The following is a 20,146-nucleotide window of genomic DNA, read 5'->3' as shown; positions in this document are numbered from 1 at the left end:
CGCTTCCGGTGCTCACGTGTTTGAGTCCCTCCGCTCCGGCCTTCGCCGGCCGAAGCCGTCATAAATGCCTCCGCTCTATGAAGGCTACGGCCGGCGTAGGCCGGTTCTCAGAACCTGTCATTTTCGACTCGGGCCGATCTGAATCAACGCAGCTTCGGCGCATTCGAAAATGTTTTAAGAAAATTTGCGTCTGATTCTATGGGGTTAACCCGCCAGTAACATTAACGCGCTTTAATCATGACCAGTGTGTACCGGGTCTGTGCGGGTTAGTGCGATGCAATTCAGTGTTTTGAAGGCAAACGGGCGTACTCTGTCGCGGGGCTGCGCTGTCCTCATGCTAGCCGGAGTGGCGGCGGGGTGTAGCTCCCAAGTCTCGCGGTTCAATGGTGTCGACGACGTCTTCACCTCCTCGACCAACAATCAGCGCGCCATCATCGACAAGCAGAGCACTGCGCAGCCCTATCCGGGCGATGTGGCGGCCGAGCCGATCGCTGCGGCACCTGTCGATGGCAGCCATAACCAGTCGGTCAGCCGCTCCAGCCTGGAGCCAGTCACCGTCCAGCAGCTGCCGCCGCCGAGCGCGCCCAAAGCTGCTCCGATGCGCACCGCTTCCGCGCCGGCGCTTGCACCGGCACCGCATGTCGACAGAACGACTACCGGCACCGTCCAGCCGGCGAGGCCGTTCAAGAATGCCGGTGACTCCGATCCGAAACCAGTTGCGGCTGGTACGCCGCATGCGACCGAGATCTTGGTCGGCGACGGCGAGACCATTTCCGGCATCGCTCATCGCTATCATGTGCCCGCCGACGTGATCATGAAGGTCAACGGCTTGAGCGCCACCAAGGGGCTGAAGACCGGTCAGATACTGGTCATCCCGGCCTATGCCTATTCAAGCAAGGGGACAGAGCCGAAACTTGCCGACGGCAAGCCGGCAAACAGCCCCAAGGCGCCGGCGCCGGAAAAGGTCGCCGTGCTGCCGCAGCAGCCGAAACTCAAGGACGGCAAGTCCGCCGCGCAGGTTGACGCTTCGGCAGCGAACAAGCCGAAGACCGACAAGCCGGCGCAGACGGCCTCGGCCGCGCCAAAGGCCGGCGCGGGCACCTACACGGTCCAGTCGGGCGACACCATGTCCTCCATCGCCAGGAAGACCGGCGTTGGCGTCGTGGCGCTGAAGCAGGCGAACGGCATGCAAGACGGCCTGCTCAAGATCGGCCAGACGCTGAAGGTTCCGGCAGGTGGCACCGCAACGGTCGCCAGCGCCAAGCCGGCCAAAGTTGATCCGGTGACGACCGCGACCACCCAACCGGCGGCAAAGCCGACGGAGACGCTCGCCACCTACACGCCGCCGAAGAAGGACGCCAAGGTTATCCAGCAGGCCGAGGACGACGACGCTGTTGCGCCCGATGCCACCGGCATCGGCAAGATGCGTTGGCCGGTGCGGGGCCGCGTCATCTCCAATTTTGGTGGCGGCAAGGATGGTGTCGACATCGCCGTGCCTGAGGGGACGCCGGTCAAGGCGGCCGAAAACGGCGTGGTCATCTATGCCGGCGACGGCCTCAAGGAATTCGGCAATACGGTTCTGGTGCGCCACGAAAACGGGCTGGTCACCGTCTATGGCCACGCCAGTTCGATCGAAGTGCAGCGCGGCCAGAAGGTCAAGCGCGGCCAGGAAATCGCGCTGTCGGGCATGAGCGGCACCACCGACTCGCCGAAACTGCACTTCGAAGTGCGCAAGAACTCGGCCCCGGTCGATCCCTCAGGTTATCTCGAATAGTCGGGAATAGAACAATAAACGTTTTGCAGGCCGTCTGACCTCCAGTCCGGCCCGCCGGCTCAGCCCGCTCCGCAAGGGGCGGGCTTTTTCAGTGACCTGACGGAAATCAATCAGTCGTTCAGCGGCTTGCCGAGCCGGCCGGCCAGATCCTGAGTGAATTGCCAGGCGACGCGGCCCGAGCGGCTGCCGCGTGTCGTTGCCCATTCCAGGGCGTCGGCGCGCAGCTGCTCCGGGTCGATCTTAAGTCCATGATGGGTGGCATAGCCGTTGACCATATCGAGATATTCGTCCTGCGAACATTTGTGGAAGCCGAGCCACAGGCCGAAGCGGTCGGACAGCGAAACCTTTTCCTCGACCGCCTCGGACGGGTTGATGGCGGTCGAGCGCTCATTGTCGATCATGTCGCGCGGCAACAGGTGCCGGCGGTTCGACGTGGCGTAGAAGATGACATTGGCCGGGCGGCCCTCGACGCCGCCTTCAAGGGCTGCCTTCAGCGACTTGTAGGAGGTGTCGTCATGGTCGAAGGAGAGGTCGTCGCAAAACAGGATGAAGCGAAACGGCGCCGCCTTCAGCAGGCCCATCAGCCTGGGCAGCGTGTCGATATCCTCGCGATGGATCTCGATCAGCTTGAGCGGCAGGTCGGATTTGGCCTGGGCGTTGATCTGCGCATGCACGGCCTTGACCAGCGAGGATTTGCCCATGCCGCGCGCACCCCACAACAACACATTGTTGGCGGCATGGCCGGCGGCGAAACGTTCCGTGTTTTCGACCAGAATGTCGCGCACGCGGTCGACGCCGCGGATCAGGCCGATGTCGACGCGGTTGACCTTGCGCACCGGCTCGAGATAGCCGGGGTCGGCCTGCCAGACGAAGCAATCGGCAACCGCAAGATCGGTTTGCGGCACCGGCGGCGGGGCAAGGCGGGTGACCGCCTCGATCAGGCGGTCGAGCTTTTGGTTCAGGGCCTCGATGGTGCTGTCGGTCATGTCTCGTCTTTTATGTTTCCGCACGAACGTGCGTAGGGGCCGAAATCGTCTTGATCCGGGCGAGATAGAAACTGGTTCCAAGCTTTTGTTTGGGCATGATCTTTTGCGAAAACCACGCCCGTATTCCGGGAGCATGCTCTAACACGGGTCAACCGGCCGGAAAAGCAGCTGAAAGCCCGGCCGCGCAGTTGCATTGGTAACTTTACCCACTATATTCCGGCCAAATTTGGCGAGGCCGCCCTACGGCCTTCTTTCGTAACCAGGAGTTCTTGATGTTCGTCACACCGGCATACGCCCAAGCTACCGGAACTCCGCTTGGTCCGTTCGGGGATATCGGCATGATACTCCCGTTCGTTCTGATCTTCGTGATCATGTATTTCCTCATCATCCGGCCGCAGCGCGCCCAGTTGAAGAAGCGCCAGGAGATGATCTCGGCCGTGCGCCGTGGCGATACGGTCATCACCGGCGGCGGCTTCGTCGGCAAGGTGACCAAGGTGATCGACGACCACGAGCTCGAGATCGACCTAGGCGGCGGCACCAAGGTGACGGCGCTGCGCTCGACGATCGCCGACGTGCGGGTCAAGGGCGAGCCGGTGGCCAACCAGAACGCCAAGAAGTAAGCCAGTTTCCCAAGCGGAGCGATCCGCGGGCAGAGCTCTGACAAAAGACGGCGTATGGTCCATTTTTCGCGCCTGAAAATGATCCTGATCTGGCTTGCTATCGCCACAATGCTCGTCGACGCGCCCAGTCTTCACGCTGCCGGCCCGGGCGTGCTGCTTCGATTGGACGCGACCGATGTGATCGATCGCCGGTTGGAGGCGACGCGTGACGAAATCAGGACGCTGCTGCGCGATGCAAGGATCGGCTATACTGCTCTTGCTAAGTCGGGTCGGGCCGTTCAGGTGCATATCACCGACGCCGCTCAGGTCGGCGCGGCCAAGATGGCATTGAAGGCGGTGACTGATCCTGTCCTTGGCAGCGCTGGTCCTGTCCAGGAAATGATCCTGGATGATACCGGAGCAGCGTTGCTCAAGTTCACGGTAACAGACACAGGCATCAAGTATCGGATTTCGATCGCGCTTGCGCAGTCGATCGTGGTCATTAAGAATCGCCTGCGTGATCTTGGTGTTGCCGACCCAGTAGCTCAGCCAGAGGGCGAAGACGGTATGCTGGTTCGGACCTCGGGCGTTGCGGATTTGCAAAGGCTGAGGAGAATTCTCACCCGAACCGGAATGCTGACCTTTCAGTGGGTTGATGAGTCGATGCCGGTCGCTGATGCGATCAATGGCCGGACGCCCGCTGGCTCGGTGGTGGTTTATTCGAAGGACGATCCACCGGTTCCCTATCTGGTTGAGAGCCGGACGATCGTTTCCAGTGACGACATTGTCAATGCTCAGGCGACTCCCAACTCCGTCACAAATGAGCCGGCGGTTTCGTTCACCTTCGATTCCAGGGCAACGGCACGCGTTGCGCAGGCGACCTCGCAGAATGTCGGCAAGCTATTTGCAATGATCCTCGACAACCAAGTGCTTTCGGTGCCAGTCGTCCGCGAGCCAATTCTTAACGGCCGCGGCCAGATATCGGGCAACCTCACCAAGGAGAACGCCGATGATCTGGCCTTGCTTTTGCGTTCCGGACCGATGCCTGCACAATTGAAAATAGTCGAGTAGCGCACGATAGCGCCCGGCGGTGATCAGAATTAGAATGGGAACCGACAGAGGCGATTGACGCCGAAACCGCTGCCGGCGGCAGCGCCAAATTGACCTCAGCGCGCTCGACAATCGGCGAAGTGCGGGTTAAGGGCGAGCCGGTGGCAAATAAGAACGCCAAGAAATAACCGAATTGTCGGCGGAACGATCCGCCAGTACGCCCTGACGGACAACGCCATATGCTGTATTTTTCGCGCCTGAAGATGATCCTGATCTGGATCGCCGTGGCCGTCACATTCATCCTTGCCGCGCCAAATCTCTTCCCGGCCAGCACATTGGCGCAATTGCCCAACTGGGTGCCGAAGCGGCAGATGACGCTTGGTCTCGATCTGCAGGGCGGTTCGCACATCCTCTTGCAGATGGACCAGAATGATCTCGTCAAGGCGCAGCTGGAAACGACCCGCGACGAGATCCGCACGCTGCTGCGCGATGCCAAGGTGGGCTATACCGGCCTTGGCGGCACCGGCAGGACCGTACAAGTGCGCATCACCGATCCAACCCAGATCGATGCCGCTAAGACGGCGCTTAAGCCGCTGACCGATCCGGTCGCCGCCGGCCTGTTCACCGGTGGCTCCATCCAGGAAATGTCCCTGGATGATTCCGAAGCCGGGCTGCTCAAATTCACCGTCACCGACGCCGGCATCAAATACCGCACCTCAGCCGCATTGGCGCAGTCGATCGAAGTCGTCGAGCGTCGCGTCAACGAACTCGGCACCACCGAGCCGATCGTGCAGCGGCAGGGCGACGACCGTGTGCTCGTCCAGGTGCCGGGCCTGCAGGATCCGCAAAGGCTGAAGGAGATCATTGGCCAGACCGCCAAGATGACCTTCCAGATGGTGGATACCTCGATGTCGGTGCAGGATGCGCTGAACGGCCGCCCGCCGGCAGGCTCCTCGGTGCTTTATTCGCAGGACGATCCGCCGGTTCCGTATCTGGTGGAAAATCGCGTCATCGTGTCCGGCGAAGATCTTGCCAAGGCGACGGCAACCTATGATTCCCGAAACAACGAGCCAGTGGTTTCGTTCGTCTTCAACTCGCGCGGTGCGACACGGTTCGGCCAGGCGACCCAGCAGAATGTCGGCAAGCCGTTCGCCATCATCCTCGACAATCAGGTGATTTCGGCGCCGGTGATCCGCGAACCGATCCTCGGCGGCAGCGGCCAGATTTCAGGCAATTTCACCGCCGAAAGCGCCAACGACCTCGCCGTGCTGCTGCGCGCCGGCGCGTTGCCGGCAAAGCTGACCGTGATCGAAGAACGCACCGTCGGCCCAGGCCTCGGCCAGGATTCGATCCATGCCGGCAAGGTCGCCGGCATCATCGGCTCCATTCTCGTCGTCGCCTTCATGTTCGTCGCCTACGGACTTCTCGGCTTCCTCGCCAACATTGCGCTCGCCGTGCACGTGGCGATGATCGTCGGGGTTTTGTCGCTGCTTGGCGCGACGCTGACCTTGCCCGGCATTGCCGGTATCGTGCTGACCATCGGCATGGCGGTCGATTCCAACGTGCTGATCTATGAGCGTATCCGCGAGGAGCGACGGGCCGGCCGTTCGGTCATCCAGTCGATCGACACAGGCTTCACCAAGGCGTTGGCGACAATCGTGGATTCCAACGTGACGTCGCTGATTGCCACGGTCGTGCTGTTCTATCTCGGCACCGGACCGGTCAAGGGCTTCGCCATCACCTATGCCATCGGCATCTTGACCACGGTCTTCACCGCCTTCACCTTCACCCGTCTGCTGGTGTCGATCTGGCTGCGCCGTGCGCGTCCGAAGGAATTGCCGCGTGCGCCGGTGACCTTCGTTCCGGCCGGCACGAAAATCCCGTTCATGGGCATCCGCCGCTGGACGTTCGCGCTGTCCAGCCTGCTGTCGGTCCTCTCGGTCGTGCTGTTCATGACCGTCGACATCAATTACGGCATCGACTTCAAGGGCGGCTCGATCATCGAGGTGCAATCCAAGCAAGGCGACGCCGATATTGGCGATATCAGAAGCCGGTTGTCGGAGCTTAATATCGGTGAGGTGCAGGTCCAGCAATTCGGCGCGCCGAATGATGTGCTGATCCGCGTTGGCACCCAGGATGGCGGCGAGAACGCCGAGCAGACCGTCATCGACAAGGTGCGCGGCGAGCTGCAGGACAATTACGATTTCCGCCGCGTCGAGGTGGTGGGCCCCACCGTTTCGGGCGAGCTGGCCAAGCAAGGCACGATTGCGATGATCATCGCGCTGATCGGCATCCTGGTCTATGTCTGGTTCCGCTTCGAATGGCAGTTCGCGGTCGGCGCCATCGTGGCGACGGTGCACGATGTGGTGATGACGCTGGGCTTCTTCGTCATCACCGGGCTCGAGTTCAACCAGTCTTCGCTGGCGGCGATCCTGACCATTATCGGCTATTCGCTCAACGACACGATCGTCGTCTATGACCGTGTTCGAGAAGATTTGCGAAAATACAAACGAATGCCGCTCCCGCAATTGTTGAACAACGCCATCAACGAGACGCTGTCGAGAACGACGCTGACTTCGGTGACGACCATCCTGGCGCTGCTCGCGCTGGTGCTGTTCGGCGGCGAGGTGATCCGTTCGTTCACCATGGCGATGCTGTTTGGCGTCGTCTTCGGTACCTATTCGTCGATCTTCATCGCAGCACCCTTGCTGATCTTGTTCAGGCTCAGGCCGCAGGGAGCGAGCGCCGATGAGGAGAAGCCGGTTGGTGGCGGCAAAGCCATGGCGACCTGACGGCTGCGCTGGTGGCAAAAGGCATCGTCATCCGCGAGGCGCATTTCCCCGGACGGGCGCCGATCGAAGCCTACGGCAATGGCGGCTTCCGCTTCGCCGACATGTCGCATCGCGGCTCGCTTCTGTGCCTGCCCTCCGGCATCCATGGCTGGGAGCCGGCCGATCCGCTGGCCCTGACGGCGGCGGATTTTGACCTGCTGCTGGCCGAGGCCGGCAAGGTCGAGATCCTGCTGGTCGGCACAGGCAAGGATTTGCGGCCCTTGCCGGCAGCCCTTCGGGCGGCGCTGAAGGCGGCTGGCATTGGCTCCGACCCGATGTCGACGGGGGCAGCGGTGCGGACCTACAATGTGCTGCTTGCCGAAGACCGCGCCGTGGCCGCGGCGCTGATCGCCGTCGACTGACGTGACCGATACAGCTGACATCGTCATGGAGGCGGTGCGCGCCGGCGACCATGACCGCTATGTCAGCGCACTCTATGCACCGGCCGACAAGCGCGCGGCGCTGTTTTCGCTTTACGCCTTCAATGCCGAGATCGCCTCTGTCCGCGACCGCATCCACGAGGCATTGCCGGGCGAAGTGAGGCTGCAATGGTGGCGCGATGTCATCGCTGCTGAAGCCGCAGCCACAGGCAACCCGCTCGCCGATGCGCTGAAGGCGACGATTTCTGCCCATAGCCTGCCCAAAACTGCCTTCGACAACATGCTCGAGGCCCGCATCTTCGACCTCTATGACGATCCGATGCCGTCGCGCACCGATCTCGAGGGCTATTGCGGCGAGACGGCGGCCGCGCTGATCCAGCTGGCGGCGATGGTGCTCGATCCCAATGAGGCGCCGCGCTTTGCCGAACTGGCGGGCAGGGCCGGCTGCGCCCAGGCGATGACCGGCCTGTTGCTGCTGTTGCCGCTGCATCGCCGACGCGGGCAATGCTTCGTGCCGGCGGATATCCTTGCAGCGGCCGGCTCGTCGCCGGAGGAGTTCGTCAGCGGCGACGGCGGCCCCGGCGCTCAGCGCGCGGTGGCTGCGATGATTGCATTGGCGCAGGAGCATCTCCGCGCTTTCGAGCAAGGGGCGTCCGCACTTCCGGAAACGCTGCGTCCGGCGTTCCTGCCGCTGGCGCTGACCAGCGCCTATCTCGGCAAGATGGCCAATGGCCGCTCGCCGCTTGGTGGCGCAGCCCGGCTTTCGGCTCTGCGCCGGCATTGGCTGTTGCTCAGGCGCGCAACGCGGGGATGGCCAGCGAGTTGACGTAAACGTCAATCGCGTTAGGACTCTGAGACTTGGCTATTCAGCAGCTTCCGATGTTTGCGCCGGCAGCCCTAGCCACTCCCGGCAATCTGCCCGCGCGCGTGAGGTGATCGCGTGGCGCTTGGCCACCGTCTTGTCCTTGCCGCGCAGGCGTTTGCCTTCGGTCTTCGGTGCTTCCACCGGCGGGAACAGGCCGAAATTGACGTTCATCGGCTGGAAAGAGCGTTTGCCCGGCTCGTCGTCGGAAACGATGTGGCCGCCGGTGATGTGGTTGAGCAAGGCGCCGAAGGCGGTGGTGAGCGGTGGCAGCGATGGCGCGTGGCCGAGCCGCTCGGCGGCGGCGAAGCGGCCGGCGAGCAGGCCGATCGCCGCGCTCTCGACATAGCCCTCGCAGCCGGTGATCTGGCCGGCAAAGCGCAGGCCCGGCCGCGACTTCAGCTGCAGCGAGGCGTCGAGCAAGGTCGGCGAATTGATGTAGGTGTTGCGGTGCAGGCCGCCGAGACGGGCGAACTCGGCGTTTTCCAGACCCGGAATGGTGCGGAACACGCGCACCTGCTCGGCATGCTTCAGCTTGGTCTGGAAACCGACCATGTTGTAGAGCGTGCCCAGCGCATTGTCCTGACGCAGCTGCACCACGGCATAGGCTTTTACCGTCGGATTGTGGGCATTGGTCAGCCCCATCGGCTTCATCGGCCCGTAGCGCAGCGTCTCGACGCCGCGCTCGGCCATGATCTCGATCGGCAAGCAGCCGTCGAAATAGGGCGTGCCTTCCCACTGCTTGAATTCGGTCTTCTGGCCGTCGACCAGCGCCTGTACGAAGGCGAGATACTGGTCCTTGTCCATCGGGCAGTTGATGTAGTCCTTGCCGGTGCCGCCGGGCCCAACCTTGTCGTAGCGCGACTGGAACCAGCAAATGTCCATGTCGATCGTGTCGAAATGGATGATCGGGGCAATCGCGTCGAAGAAGGCCAGCGCATCGGCGCCGGTTGCCTCGGCGATCGACTGGGCGAGCGACGGCGCGGTCAGCGGTCCCGTGGCGATGATCGCCTGGTCCCACTCCGCCGGCGGCAGGCCCGGCACTTCCTCGCGCTCGATGGTGATCAGCGGGTGCGCTTCAAGCTTTTTCGTCACCGCGTCGGAGAAACCGTCGCGATCCACGGCCAGCGCGCCGCCTGCCGGCACCTGGTTGGCGTCGCCGGCACTCATGATCAGCGAGCCGGCCAGCCGCATTTCGGCGTGCAGCAGGCCGACCGCGTTGTTTTCGGCATCGTCGGAGCGGAAGGAGTTGGAGCAGACGAGCTCGGCCAGGCCATCGGTCTTATGCGCATCGGTGCCGCGCACCGGGCGCATCTCATGCAAAATGACGGGAACACCGGCTTGTGCTGCCTGCCAGGCGGCTTCGGAGCCGGCAAGGCCGCCGCCGACGATGTGGATTGGATTTTTGCTCATGAGCGCCGGAATAATCGCTTGGCGCGCTGTTTGCAATTGGCCGGCTGCACGCGTGGGTCATTGTCGTGCAACGACGGAGCTCGACTTTCTTATGTCCGCGGCGACGCTCTGATGGCGGCGTAAAGCGCCTCGATCGACTGCATGCGCATTGAAAAGCCTGCCCAAAAACAACAACACCCGCCGCGGGAGGAGGTGCGGCGGGTGTCGTTTTTGGGGCCGATCCTCGGGAGGAGGTGGGGATCGGCCGTATTCGTCATCGCCGGGGAGGAGGTCGGCTTTGACGAAATTCTTTTCGCCGGATCGAGGGAGGCGAAATCCCTGGAAGACGAACTGCGTTCACTTTGAAGACGAACTAGCGTTCGCTTCGGAAAGACGAACTGCGTTCGCTTTGGAAACAGCGCCCGCCGCGGGAGGAGGTGCGGCGGGCGCCGTTTTGGTGGTCAACCCTCGGGAGGAGGTGAAGGCTGACCGTATCCGTCAGGGTCGGGGAGGAGGTCGACCCTGGCGAAATTCTGGTTAGATCGTCGCCCTGCGGGCGATGATCTTGATCTCGTCGCGGACGATGCCGAGATCATGGAGCTGACGGTTCGAAAGGCGACCCAGCTCGGTAACGGTGTCGCGGTAAACGCGCCAGTTACGATAGTTGCGGATCAGGTTCATTGTCATTCTCTTTTTCAAAACTGGTTCGGATCATTTGCGATCCGAAGAGGATTAGACCGCCTTGCGGGCGACGTAGTGGATGTCGCTGCGGCTGATGCCGAGGTCGGTCAGTTCACGGTTCGACAGGCGGCTCAGCTCGGAGACGGTGTCCCGGTAGCGGCGCCAGTTGCGGTAGTTGCGGATCAGGTTCATGGTAGTGCTCGTTTCGTCTTTCTTCGGATCATTCCGTTTGTGTACGAACAGTAAATAGGCTGGGTTATATCGATTTAAAAGTGCTGTTGGCGCATGGCAGCAATGCAAATTGTGCAATGCAACATTAACGCGCGTTCACGGCTTCGTCATGAAGAAACCCGAATCGGAAAATGACGTTGCGTCAACGATTTGAGCGGATCGGCTGTCAGAAAGACCAAGCTGGGGGAGAAGCGGCATGGCGAGTTATTCGTCACGGGCGAGGGCCGATATCGGGCGGTGGCTGCAGGCTGGCCTGATCGACGCGAAGACGGCCGATGCGCTTAAGCGCGACATCGACGCAAACGAGCGCAAATCGCTGAGCTTCGGCACTATATTGGCCATGATGGCAGCGCTGCTGTTCGGCGCCGCGATCCTGCTCTTCGTCGCCGCCAACTGGGACGCCATCCCGCGGCTGGTGCGGGTCGCGGCGCTGTTTGCCGTCATTCTCGCCGGCTATGTCGGCGGCGCGGTGTTGAAGATGCGCGACCATGCGGCGATCGGCGAGGCGCTGTGGATCGTGGCCGCCGCGGCCTTCGGCGGATCGATCGCGCTGGTCGGCCAGATGTACCATCTCACGGGTGACGAAGCCTCGGCCATCGTCACCTGGGGCATTGGCACGGCATTTGCCGCGGTGGCGTTGCGCTCGAACCCGCTGACGGTCGCTGCCGTCGGCATATCCGTTGCCTGGCTGTTCGTGCGCGCGTTCGACTTTTATGACCGCCCCGTATTTCCGGATTTCTTCGTTATCATGGCGCCGGTGCTTTTTGTCGTCTCGTTGTGGACGCGCAGCCAGCCGGCACGCCACCTGATCATTGTCTCGGTCATTTTCTATATCGCGGTGCGCGGCCTGGACCAGAACACGCTCGCCCTGGCTATTCCTCTCGTCGTGGTGTCGGCGCTGCTGTTTGCGGTTTCGATCTTCGCCGCTGGGCCGGCCGACCGGATCTTGCAGCTCGGCGGGCGGTTGCCTTTGCACGCCTTGATCGGCTTTCTCACCGGGCTGGCGATGATGCAGATCGAACTGGGCGATGACAACGCCTTCAGCAACGGCTTTGCCATTGCGTCGGTCATCGCACTGGCCGGCATTGCCGCGGCGATCATGCTGGGCGGGCGCGAGAGCAAGGGGCTGCGCTGGGTTGCCTATGCCGGCTTTGCCTTCGAGCTCGCCATTATCTATGTCGTGACCTTGCAGACGATGCTCGGCACGGCCGGCTTCTTCCTGGCTGCCGCGGTGCTGTTCGGCATCCTGGCTCTCGTCATCATCCGTGTGGAAAAACGCATGAAGGCCCCGGAAGGAGCGGCAGCATGATGTCGGGAAAGAAACTTGTCATCTCGGCGCTGGTCCTGGCGCTCGTCCAGATCGGCTTCCTGAGCTGGATCATCGCCGGCCGCGCGGCGATCCTGCGCAACGGCAAGGAGGTCTTGCTGAAAGTCGAGCCGGTCGATCCGCGCGATCTGCTGCGCGGCGACTATATTATCCTCGGCTATGAAATATCGCGCTTGCCGGTGAAGCTGATCGCCAACATCCCGGCCGGCCAGCTCGTGAGCGAGAACACGCCGATCGTGGTCCGGCTGAAGCCGGGTGCCGACGGCTATTGGCATGCGACCACGGCCTGGTTCGGCAAGGCTCCGACGCCGGCGACCGCCGACGAAGCCGATATTGTCGGCCAGGTCGCGCCGGGCTGGACGCTTGATCCTGAATCCACGATCGCACCGCAATACGGCATCGACCGCTTCTACCTACCTGAGGGCCAGGGCATGGCGATCCAGAACGACATGCGGGTGCGGCCATTCGGCGTGCGCATCGCGCTCGCCGCCAGTGGCCAGGCACAGATCAAGGCGCTGATGGACGGCGACAAGACATTGTTTGAGGAACCGCTCTACTAGAAGACATTACCCAGGGCATGGATTTCGGCAGCGATCGATCGCTTCGCCCTCATGCAAACCAGACGGGCGAAGACAATGCCGATTACGGTGACGACCCGCGAAGATATCAATCTCGATGCCGTTTTGCGCGTCGCCTGGAGAAACGACACGGTCGAAATCAGCGACAAGGCCTTGCAACGCATTGCCGAATGCCGCGCGTCGTTCCTGAAACTCATTGAGTCCGATCCGCCGCCGGTCATCTACGGCGTCACCACCGCGATGGGCGAGCTGGCAAGCCGCAAGCTCGAACTTGACGAGCGCGACCGCCATGCGCGCATCAAGGCTTTTGCTGCCGCCACATCGTTCGGTGAGCCATTGCCTGAGCGCGTCGTAAGGGCGATCGTGCTGGCGCGGCTGACCAACTTTATCGAAGGCAATGCCGCGTCCACGCCGCGCCTCGCACGGGCGGTCGCGGCGATGCTCGACGGCGGCCCGATGCCGGTGGTGCCGTCGCAAGGGCAGGGCGGCGCCGGCGAGATTCTGGCGCTCTATCCGCTGTTTGCAGAGCTTACCGCTGGCCTGGAGCTCGAAGTGAAGGAGCGGGGCTCGCTGATCAACGGCTCGCCCTGCGCTGCCGCCCTTGTGGCGGACGCAGCACTTGCCGCACGCCGTCGCCTCGCCATGGCGCACAAGGTGTTTGCGCTGTCGATCGAAGCGTTTCGTGCGCCGCTCGAGCATTATGATGCAGCGCTCGACGGGCTGTGGGGCGACGAACACGAAGCGGCCGCCTTGCAAGGGTTGCGGCAGTTTCTGGTCGGCGCCGGGGATGGACGGCGCAATTATCAGGCGCCGGTCAGCTACCGCATTGTGCCGCGCGTGCTCGGCCATGCGCATCGGGCGCTGGCGGGCGCCGAGCAGGCGGCCACCGTCTCGCTGGCCTCGATCTCGGATAATCCGGTCTATATCCCACCCGACACGGCGCATCCGTTGGGACGCTGCATCTCCACCGGCGGCTATCACAATGCCATGGCGACGCCGGCGCTCGATGATCTGGCGGCGATCTGGGCCGATCTCTGCCTGCTCTGCGACCGCCACGCCTCAAAGCTGCTGAACGGCAAGGTCTCGCTGCTGCCCGACCTGTTGATGACCGGGCGGCATTGGGCCGACAGCGACGGCCACGGCAATGTCGGCTATGTGCCGATGGCGATCACCGGTTATCTCGAACAGGCCAAGCTCGCGGCGCAGCGCACCTTCATTCCGGGCACCGAATCGGCCGGCGCCGGCCAGGATGACGTCGCCACCACCGCATTCTTCGCCTGGACCAAGGAAGCGACGGCCGGCCGCTGCCTCGATGCGGCAATGGCGATGCTGGCGATGATCGCCTCGCAGGCCCTGTACGTGACTGAACGCGCCGCGCCGCCGGCATTGCAGGATTTTGTCGCGGATATCAGGAAGATCGTGCCGCCGGTCGAGGATGACCGCGTGCTGGGACCGGAGCTGGCAAAGCTGGCCGAGTGGTTCACCGGCAAGGTGTTTGAAGTGTAGGCCGTCGCCGCCAGTCCTCCCCTACGCCACGGCTTCGGAGGACACCCTTCGCTCTATCAAGCTCCTGGGTGGCCTGCCACCCGAAGCTCGATAGAGCGAAGGGTGGTGCGGATGAAGGGACTCGAACCCCCACGCCTTTCGGCACTGGAACCTAAATCCAGGGCGTCTACCAGTTCCGCCACATCCGCATTTGTCGGCAATCCCATGTAGCCATCATTCTGTCAATGTCGGGGCGAAAATGTCTGCCGTTGGGGCGGTCATTCGCTGCAACGCGAAGATGGTTGAAAATTGGCCTCGCCTGTGACAAAAGGCGTGTCAAATGTGACGGGACGCGCCGATCCGCTTCTGCAGAATGTGATAAGAAGTAGGAAAAACAAGAACTTATTCACATCTTGGAACGCAGTTTGGAACGATTTGAGCCGTAATTTCGGTCAAATCGCCAGGTTCCGTACCAAAAGCCATTCCCGGCAAGATTGTACCGGCAGGCTGTGAACGGCAAGACGCCGTGGCAGCCTCTTTGGTGAAGATAAAGGTTTTACGATGCAGGTCACCGAAACGCTCAACTCCGGTCTCAAGCGCGAGATCAAGATCACCGTGCCGGCCGGTGATATGGAAGCCAAGCTGATGGCGCGGCTGTCCGACGCCAGGAACAAGGTCCGCATCAACGGTTTCCGTCCCGGCAAGGTGCCTGTGCAGCATTTGCGCAAGGTCTACGGCAAGTCGTTCATGGCCGAAGTGGTCAACGAAATCCTCAACGATTCGACCCGTTCGATCATCACGGGGCGCGGCGAAAAGGCCGCCATGCAGCCTGAAGTGATCATGACGGAAGACGAGAAAGAGGCCGAGAAGATCCTGGCCGGCGGCGCCGACTTCGAATTCCGCCTCAACTACGAGGTCATCCCGGCGATCGAGATCAAGGATTTCTCCGACATCAAGGTGACGCGCCAGGTATTCGAAGTGCCGGACAGCGAGATCGACGAGCAGGTCCAGCGCGTTGCCGAATCGGCGCGAAGCTTCGAGCCGAAGACCGGCAAGGCCGCCGAAGGCGATCGCGTTTCGATCGACTATGTCGGCAAGATCGACGGCGAGGCCTTTTCCGGCGGCGCCGGCACCGACCAGCCGCTGGTTCTGGGGTCCAAGGAATTCATTCCGGGCTTCGAGGACCAACTGATCGGCGCCAAGGCCGGCGACGAGAAGCAGGTCACGGTCACTTTCCCGGAAAACTACCAGGCAGCGCATCTGGCCGGCAAGGAAGCCACCTTCGACGTCACCGTCAAGGAAGTGTCCAAGCCCGGCGCGCTGGAAATCAACGACGAAATGGCCAAGAACCTCGGCCTGGAATCGCTGGAGCGCCTGCGCGACGTGGTGCGCGGCCAGATCGAGAACCAGTTCGGCTCGATGACGCGCCAGAAGGTCAAGCGTCAGCTGCTCGACCAGCTTGACGCGGCCTATTCGTTCGAGGCGCCGTCGAAGCTCGTCGATGCCGAGTTCAACAACATCTGGACCCAGGTCAACCGCGATCTCGAAGCCGCCGGCCGTACCTTCGCCGACGAGGAGACGACGGAAGAAGAGGCACGCGCCGAATATCTGCGGCTTGCCGAGCGCCGCGTGCGTCTCGGCCTGGTTTTGGCCGAGATCGGCGAGAAGGCCGGCGTCACCGTTTCCGACGAGGAACTGCAGCGCGGCCTGTTCGAGCAGGTGCGCCGCTACCCGGCCAACCAGCAGCAGGAAGCCTTCGAGTTCTATCGCAGCAATCCGGAAGCCCTGAACACGCTGCGCGCGCCGATGTTCGAGGAGAAGGTCGTCGACCATCTGCTCAGCCAGATCTCGGTCACCGACGTCAAGGTCAGCAAGGAAGAGCTGATGGCTGACGACGAAGAGGGCGATACCGCCAAGGCCAAGCCGGCGAAGAAGGCCGCTGCCAAGAAGGCCGACAAGGCTGAAAAGGCCGACGACGCGGAAGAGCCGAAGAAGAAGGCAGCCCCGAAGAAGAAGGCCGCCAAGGACGCCGAATAAGCGCCTGACGACAAGATCAGACAAAGGCCGCCCTCGAGGCGGCCTTTTTCGTTGTGGCGGTCTCTTGAGCCACCGCAGCCCACCTGAACCTTTGTACGGTCGACCTGTTCTACCTACCGGCCACATTCTGTGGTACACAGGTGGCGCAATTCCATCTGGGGAGGAGCGGAGAATCTATTCTGCCGTGCAGGGCGCATGCTGGTGCTACCAGCATGTGCAGACCGTCTGAGGCAAATTTGACGATCAGGGAGGAATGCCATGCGCTTGGTTGCGTTTTTCGCCGTCGTTTCCGTTGCAACTTTCATCGCCAATCCATCGCGGGCACAGGACGCCGCGGCGGGCGAGAAGGTCTTTACCAAATGCAAGGTCTGCCACGTCGCAGACCAAGACACCAACAAGATAGGCCCTTCGTTGCATGGCGTCATCGGCCGGACGGCCGGCACGCATCCGGATTTTAAATATTCCGAAGCCATGATCGCGGCCGGCACATCCGGCGTCAAATGGGATGAGCCGACACTGACGACGTATCTTCACGACCCCAAGGCAATGGTCAAAGGGACGAAGATGGCGTTTCCCGGCCTCAAGAAGGACGAGGACGTCGCCAACGTCATCGCCTATCTGAAGCAATTTTCCCCGTAACCTGGCTCTTCGGCCGGCCAGAGCGTTTCACCGTTTCACGGAAACGGCGATCCACTCGATCTCTTTGTTCTTACGCAATTCCGGACGGAAAACCCCATACACTTTTCCTGGAATTGCTCTAGGCTGCCCGGTTTCCATCGATGGTCGTCTCAAATGTCGGTCAAGGAAAGCCTCAAGGATACCGGCGTCCGCCTCTCGGACGCGACGGTCAGTGATTTCTTTGCGCTCTTGAAGCCTCGGGTCATGGCCCTTGCCGTCTTTACCGCCTTCGTCGGTCTGATGGTGGCGCCCGGCGCGATGAACCCGGTCATCGCCGTGATCGCCATAGGTGCGATTGCGGTTGGAGCGGGAGCGGCCGGCGCGCTCAACATGTGGTACGACGCCGACATCGACGCGCTGATGTCGCGCACGTCAAAGCGGCCGGTTCCGTCGGGCCGCGTCACGGCCCGCGAAGCGCTCGGCTTCGGCCTGGTGCTTTCCGCACTTTCGGTCATGACGCTCGGCGTGCTGGTGGGCTGGCTTGCCGCGTCACTGCTGGCCTTCACAATCTTTTTCTACGTCGTCATCTATACGATGTGGCTGAAGCGCTCGACGCCGCAGAACATCGTCATCGGCGGCGCAGCGGGTGCCCTTCCTCCGATGACCGGCTGGGCGGCGGCCACCGGCGCCATCGGCATTGAAAGCCTGATCCTGTTCCTGATCATTTTCCTGTGGACGCCGCCGCATTTCTGGGCGCTCGCACTGTTCAAGGCCGGCGACTATGCCGCTGCCGGCATCCCGATGATGCCGAACGTGGCCGGCCAGGCCTCGACCAGAAGGCAGATCTTCGCCTATTCACTGCTCCTGGCACCGATCGGCATGCTGCCCTGGGCGTTCGGATTTACGAGCGGGGTCTATGGGATCGTTTCGGCTGCATTGGGCGCGGGTTTCATCTGGCATGCCTGGAAGGCTCTGGTCATACCCGACAAGGAGATGAAGCCGGCCAAGGCGCTGTTTGCCTATTCGATTTTTTATCTTTTCGCGATCTTTGCCGTGCTGCTTGCCGACACCATCGCGATGCGCGCGTTCATGTCAGCCGGAGGGTGACGGCATGACGCTGTGTTCGGAAACCTCGCCTTCCGGGAGCCTTTTGTAAGAACGGGCGACAAGCTCCAGTCAATGGAGTATATTGATTGCGGTGCAGGTCGCGGTTCGCGTGGCCAGTCATGCAGAACGGCAGCACCGTGAAACCGCGACCTTGCCGGACCTGGTCTGGAGGAACGGGCATGACAAGTTTTCACGTGATTGCAGGCGCCAGCGAAACGCTGGAACACACCAAAATCCGAAAAATCAGTGTTTCCGATCTTTTCGATGCGCTCAAGCGCGGTGTTGACGATTTTATGGTCAAACCGTCGCACATCGTCTTTCTCTGCCTGATCTATCCGCTTGTCGGCGTGGTGCTCGCTGCCTGGACTTCGGGCGCCAATGCGTTGCCGATGTTGTTTCCGCTGGTGTCCGGCTTTGCGCTGATCGGTCCATTCGCGGCGATCGGCCTCTATGAGATCAGCCGCAGACGAGAAGCCGGGCTCGACACCTCCTGGACGCACGCTTTCGAGGTCAGGAATTCTCCGGCCCTGCCAGCCATCGCCGCAGTCGGGATCATGCTGGTTGCAATCTTCATCGCCTGGCTTTTGGCGGCGCAGGTGTTCTACGAATATCTCTTCGGCCCGGCTCCGCCTGTATCGATTTCGGGCTTCATCAATGAAATATTTGCCACCGGACGCGGGTGGTCTCTGATTGTCCTGGGGCACGCCATCGGCTTCGTCTTCGCCGTGGTGGTGTTGTGCACGACGGTCGTCGCCTTCCCATTGCTGCTCGACCGCGACGTCGGCGCCTACGAAGCCATCCACACGTCGGTGCGAGCGGTGCTGGCGAACCCGATCCCCATGGCTGTCTGGGGACTGATTGTCGCCGTCGCCCTGATCATAGGCTCGCTGCCGGTGTTTGCCGGGCTGGCGGTCGTGCTGCCGATCCTGGGTCACGCCACCTGGCATGTCTACCGCAAGGTTGTGGAGCCGCCATCGTCCCCGACGCGGGTAGGCCTCTGACCCTGCAGATCAGCTGATGGGAAGCTTCATCTCCGGTCTTTGACCGGAGATGAAGACTGTGCGTCAGGGCCCCGGTCCGAAGAAGGACAACCGGGTGAGAAGCGTGTAGTCCGCTTCGAAGAGCATCATCGCCACGAACACCAATATCAGAAGTGGCGGCAGGATGATCGCATAGGTCAGCGCCAGCCGCTCCCAGGCCATGTGCATGAACACGGCGACGATCAGCCCGGCCTTGAGGATCATGAAGATCAGGATCAGAGACCATCTGAGATAGCCGTGGATGCCGAGATAATCGACCATGTAGGAGCAGGCGCTGAGGATGAACAGCCATGCCCAGACCACCAGATAGAGCTTGATCGGATGTTCCTGATGAACCTCCGCGACGCCGGTCGATGGCCCTTCATGCGCATGATCAGAGTGCAGCGCGTGTTGCCCGAGGCCGTTTGCGGTTGCTTCAGCCATGTCAGCCTCTCACCAAAGATAGAAGAATGCGAAAATGAACACCCAGACCAGGTCAACGAAATGCCAGTAGAGCCCCATGATTTCGACGTTCTCGTAGCGACCCCTGCGGCTGGTGAAGAAGCCGGGACGACCGACGTCGTAGTCTCCACGCCAGACCTTTCGCGCCACGATGATGAGGAAGATCACCCCGATCGTCACATGCGTGCCGTGGAAGCCGGTGATCATGAAGAAAGTCGAGCCGAATTGTGCCGCGCCCCAGGGATTGCCCCACGGCCGTACCCCTTCGGTGATCAACTTGGTCCATTCGAAGGCTTGCATGCCGACGAAGGTGGCTCCTAGCGCTGCCGTCAGAAGCATGAGGATTGCGGTTTTGCGGCGGTCGCGGCGATAGCCAAAATTGACCGCCATGGCCATCGTTCCGCTGCTCGATATCAGCACGAAGGTCATGATGGCAATCAGGATCAGTGGAATGTCCGAACCGCCGATGCGAAGCGCAAAGACCTCGCTCGGATTGGGCCACGGCACACGTGTGGAGACGCGCGCGGTCATGTAGGAGAGCAGGAAGCAGCCGAAGATGAAGGTGTCGCTGAGCAGGAAGATCCACATCATGGCCTTGCCCCAGGACACGTTCTTGAACGCGCGCTGATCCGAGGACCAATCGGCGGCGATGCCTTGCCAGCCTGCGGGCCGCGTCTCCGTTTGGCCGGTATGCGTCAGTGTCGTTTCTGCCATGCTCCTCGACCTC

Annotated in this window: 20 protein-coding genes and 1 tRNA gene; 14 read left to right on the top strand and 7 right to left on the bottom strand. The window is 61.9% G+C overall.

What is annotated here, in order from left to right; genetic code table 11:
- Positions 1-274: 274 nt before the first annotated feature.
- Entirely contained in the window at positions 275-1,774 is a 1,500-nt protein-coding gene (locus NKJ76_RS05250) for a peptidoglycan DD-metalloendopeptidase family protein (RefSeq protein WP_352536920.1), read from the top strand.
- Between the two features lie 110 nt (positions 1,775-1,884).
- Here the strand turns inward: NKJ76_RS05250 and NKJ76_RS05245 are convergent, their stop codons facing one another.
- Positions 1,885-2,760 (bottom strand): ATP-binding protein, encoded by an 876-nt coding sequence (locus NKJ76_RS05245; RefSeq protein ID WP_023667681.1) that lies wholly within the window; start codon positions 2,758-2,760, stop codon positions 1,885-1,887.
- Between the two features lie 272 nt (positions 2,761-3,032).
- On the opposite strand from NKJ76_RS05245, the gene yajC reads away from it, so the two are divergent.
- The 5 genes from yajC to NKJ76_RS05220 all read left to right on the top strand — a co-directional run bounded on the left by yajC (position 3,033) and on the right by NKJ76_RS05220 (position 8,446).
- Positions 3,033-3,380, top strand: coding sequence for a preprotein translocase subunit YajC (gene yajC, locus NKJ76_RS05240; protein ID WP_023741503.1), 348 nt, complete (start codon positions 3,033-3,035; stop codon positions 3,378-3,380).
- A gap of 54 nt (positions 3,381-3,434) precedes the next feature.
- Positions 3,435-4,430: a SecDF P1 head subdomain-containing protein gene (locus NKJ76_RS05235; protein WP_352536919.1), complete on the top strand. Its 996-nt coding sequence runs from the start codon at positions 3,435-3,437 to the stop codon at positions 4,428-4,430.
- A gap of 218 nt (positions 4,431-4,648) precedes the next feature.
- Positions 4,649-7,201: a protein translocase subunit SecDF gene (gene secDF / locus NKJ76_RS05230; protein WP_023741501.1), complete on the top strand. Its 2,553-nt coding sequence runs from the start codon at positions 4,649-4,651 to the stop codon at positions 7,199-7,201.
- 11 nt (positions 7,202-7,212) lie between these two features.
- Positions 7,213-7,602: an Mth938-like domain-containing protein gene (locus NKJ76_RS05225; protein ID WP_023705997.1), complete on the top strand. Its 390-nt coding sequence runs from the start codon at positions 7,213-7,215 to the stop codon at positions 7,600-7,602.
- Positions 7,603-7,627: 25 nt separating this feature from the next.
- Positions 7,628-8,446 carry a phytoene/squalene synthase family protein gene (locus NKJ76_RS05220; RefSeq protein ID WP_502902274.1) on the top strand — a complete coding sequence of 273 codons (819 nt, stop codon included), beginning with the start codon at positions 7,628-7,630 and terminating at the stop codon, positions 8,444-8,446.
- Between the two features lie 36 nt (positions 8,447-8,482).
- On the opposite strand, the gene trmFO is transcribed toward NKJ76_RS05220, so the two are convergent.
- Positions 8,483-9,895, bottom strand: a complete 1,413-nt coding sequence (trmFO, locus tag NKJ76_RS05215; protein ID WP_352536917.1) for a methylenetetrahydrofolate--tRNA-(uracil(54)-C(5))-methyltransferase (FADH(2)-oxidizing) TrmFO — start codon at positions 9,893-9,895, stop codon at positions 8,483-8,485.
- Positions 9,896-10,036: 141 nt separating this feature from the next.
- Between trmFO and NKJ76_RS05210 the strand changes: the two genes are divergently transcribed.
- The gene (locus NKJ76_RS05210; protein ID WP_352536916.1) at positions 10,037-10,240 is read left to right on the top strand and encodes a hypothetical protein; all 204 of its coding nucleotides are present in this window, start codon (positions 10,037-10,039) and stop codon (positions 10,238-10,240) included.
- A 171-nt stretch (positions 10,241-10,411) separates the two neighbouring features.
- Here the strand turns inward: NKJ76_RS05210 and NKJ76_RS05205 are convergent, their stop codons facing one another.
- On the bottom strand, positions 10,412-10,555 hold the full coding sequence (locus NKJ76_RS05205; protein ID WP_023667673.1) for a DUF1127 domain-containing protein: 144 nt from the start codon (positions 10,553-10,555) through the stop codon (positions 10,412-10,414).
- Positions 10,556-10,606: 51 nt separating this feature from the next.
- Complete coding sequence (locus NKJ76_RS05200) at positions 10,607-10,747, bottom strand: DUF1127 domain-containing protein (RefSeq protein WP_006335194.1); 141 nt, start codon at positions 10,745-10,747, stop codon at positions 10,607-10,609.
- A 235-nt stretch (positions 10,748-10,982) separates the two neighbouring features.
- Here NKJ76_RS05200 and NKJ76_RS05195 point away from each other — a divergent pair, with 235 nt between their 5' ends.
- The 3 genes from NKJ76_RS05195 to NKJ76_RS05185 all read left to right on the top strand — a co-directional run bounded on the left by NKJ76_RS05195 (position 10,983) and on the right by NKJ76_RS05185 (position 14,197).
- The gene (locus NKJ76_RS05195; RefSeq protein WP_352536915.1) at positions 10,983-12,095 is read left to right on the top strand and encodes a DUF2157 domain-containing protein; all 1,113 of its coding nucleotides are present in this window, start codon (positions 10,983-10,985) and stop codon (positions 12,093-12,095) included.
- A complete protein-coding gene (locus NKJ76_RS05190; RefSeq protein WP_023697610.1) occupies positions 12,092-12,673 on the top strand; it encodes a GDYXXLXY domain-containing protein in 582 nt (193 codons plus the stop codon). The genes NKJ76_RS05195 and NKJ76_RS05190 overlap by 4 nt, the downstream gene beginning before the upstream one ends.
- A gap of 75 nt (positions 12,674-12,748) precedes the next feature.
- Positions 12,749-14,197, top strand: coding sequence for an aromatic amino acid lyase (locus NKJ76_RS05185; RefSeq protein ID WP_352536914.1), 1,449 nt, complete (start codon positions 12,749-12,751; stop codon positions 14,195-14,197).
- A gap of 103 nt (positions 14,198-14,300) precedes the next feature.
- Here the strand turns inward: NKJ76_RS05185 and NKJ76_RS05180 are convergent.
- Positions 14,301-14,385, bottom strand: a tRNA-Leu gene (locus NKJ76_RS05180).
- A gap of 352 nt (positions 14,386-14,737) precedes the next feature.
- Here NKJ76_RS05180 and tig point away from each other — a divergent pair.
- The 4 genes from tig to NKJ76_RS05160 all read left to right on the top strand — a co-directional run bounded on the left by tig (position 14,738) and on the right by NKJ76_RS05160 (position 18,939).
- The gene (tig, locus tag NKJ76_RS05175) at positions 14,738-16,213 is read left to right on the top strand and encodes a trigger factor (RefSeq protein WP_023681635.1); all 1,476 of its coding nucleotides are present in this window, start codon (positions 14,738-14,740) and stop codon (positions 16,211-16,213) included.
- A gap of 258 nt (positions 16,214-16,471) precedes the next feature.
- Positions 16,472-16,852: a c-type cytochrome gene (locus NKJ76_RS05170; RefSeq protein ID WP_023667668.1), complete on the top strand. Its 381-nt coding sequence runs from the start codon at positions 16,472-16,474 to the stop codon at positions 16,850-16,852.
- A gap of 153 nt (positions 16,853-17,005) precedes the next feature.
- Positions 17,006-17,938 (top strand): heme o synthase, encoded by a 933-nt coding sequence (locus NKJ76_RS05165; RefSeq protein ID WP_352536913.1) that lies wholly within the window; start codon positions 17,006-17,008, stop codon positions 17,936-17,938.
- Positions 17,939-18,117: 179 nt separating this feature from the next.
- On the top strand, positions 18,118-18,939 hold the full coding sequence (locus tag NKJ76_RS05160) for a DUF2189 domain-containing protein (RefSeq protein WP_023705989.1): 822 nt from the start codon (positions 18,118-18,120) through the stop codon (positions 18,937-18,939).
- A 63-nt stretch (positions 18,940-19,002) separates the two neighbouring features.
- On the opposite strand, the gene NKJ76_RS05155 is transcribed toward NKJ76_RS05160, so the two are convergent.
- On the bottom strand, positions 19,003-19,401 hold the full coding sequence (locus NKJ76_RS05155) for a cytochrome C oxidase subunit IV family protein (protein ID WP_023667665.1): 399 nt from the start codon (positions 19,399-19,401) through the stop codon (positions 19,003-19,005).
- 9 nt (positions 19,402-19,410) lie between these two features.
- Positions 19,411-20,133: a heme-copper oxidase subunit III family protein gene (locus NKJ76_RS05150; protein WP_023667664.1), complete on the bottom strand. Its 723-nt coding sequence runs from the start codon at positions 20,131-20,133 to the stop codon at positions 19,411-19,413.
- Between the last annotated feature and the right edge of the window lie 13 nt (positions 20,134-20,146).

The sequence above is a fragment of the Mesorhizobium sp. M0029 genome (assembly GCF_040323735.1).
Lineage (GTDB): Bacteria > Pseudomonadota > Alphaproteobacteria > Rhizobiales > Rhizobiaceae > Mesorhizobium.
The sequence above is the reverse complement of the archived record's forward strand: the minus strand, read 5'-3'. Positions and strand labels throughout refer to the sequence as shown.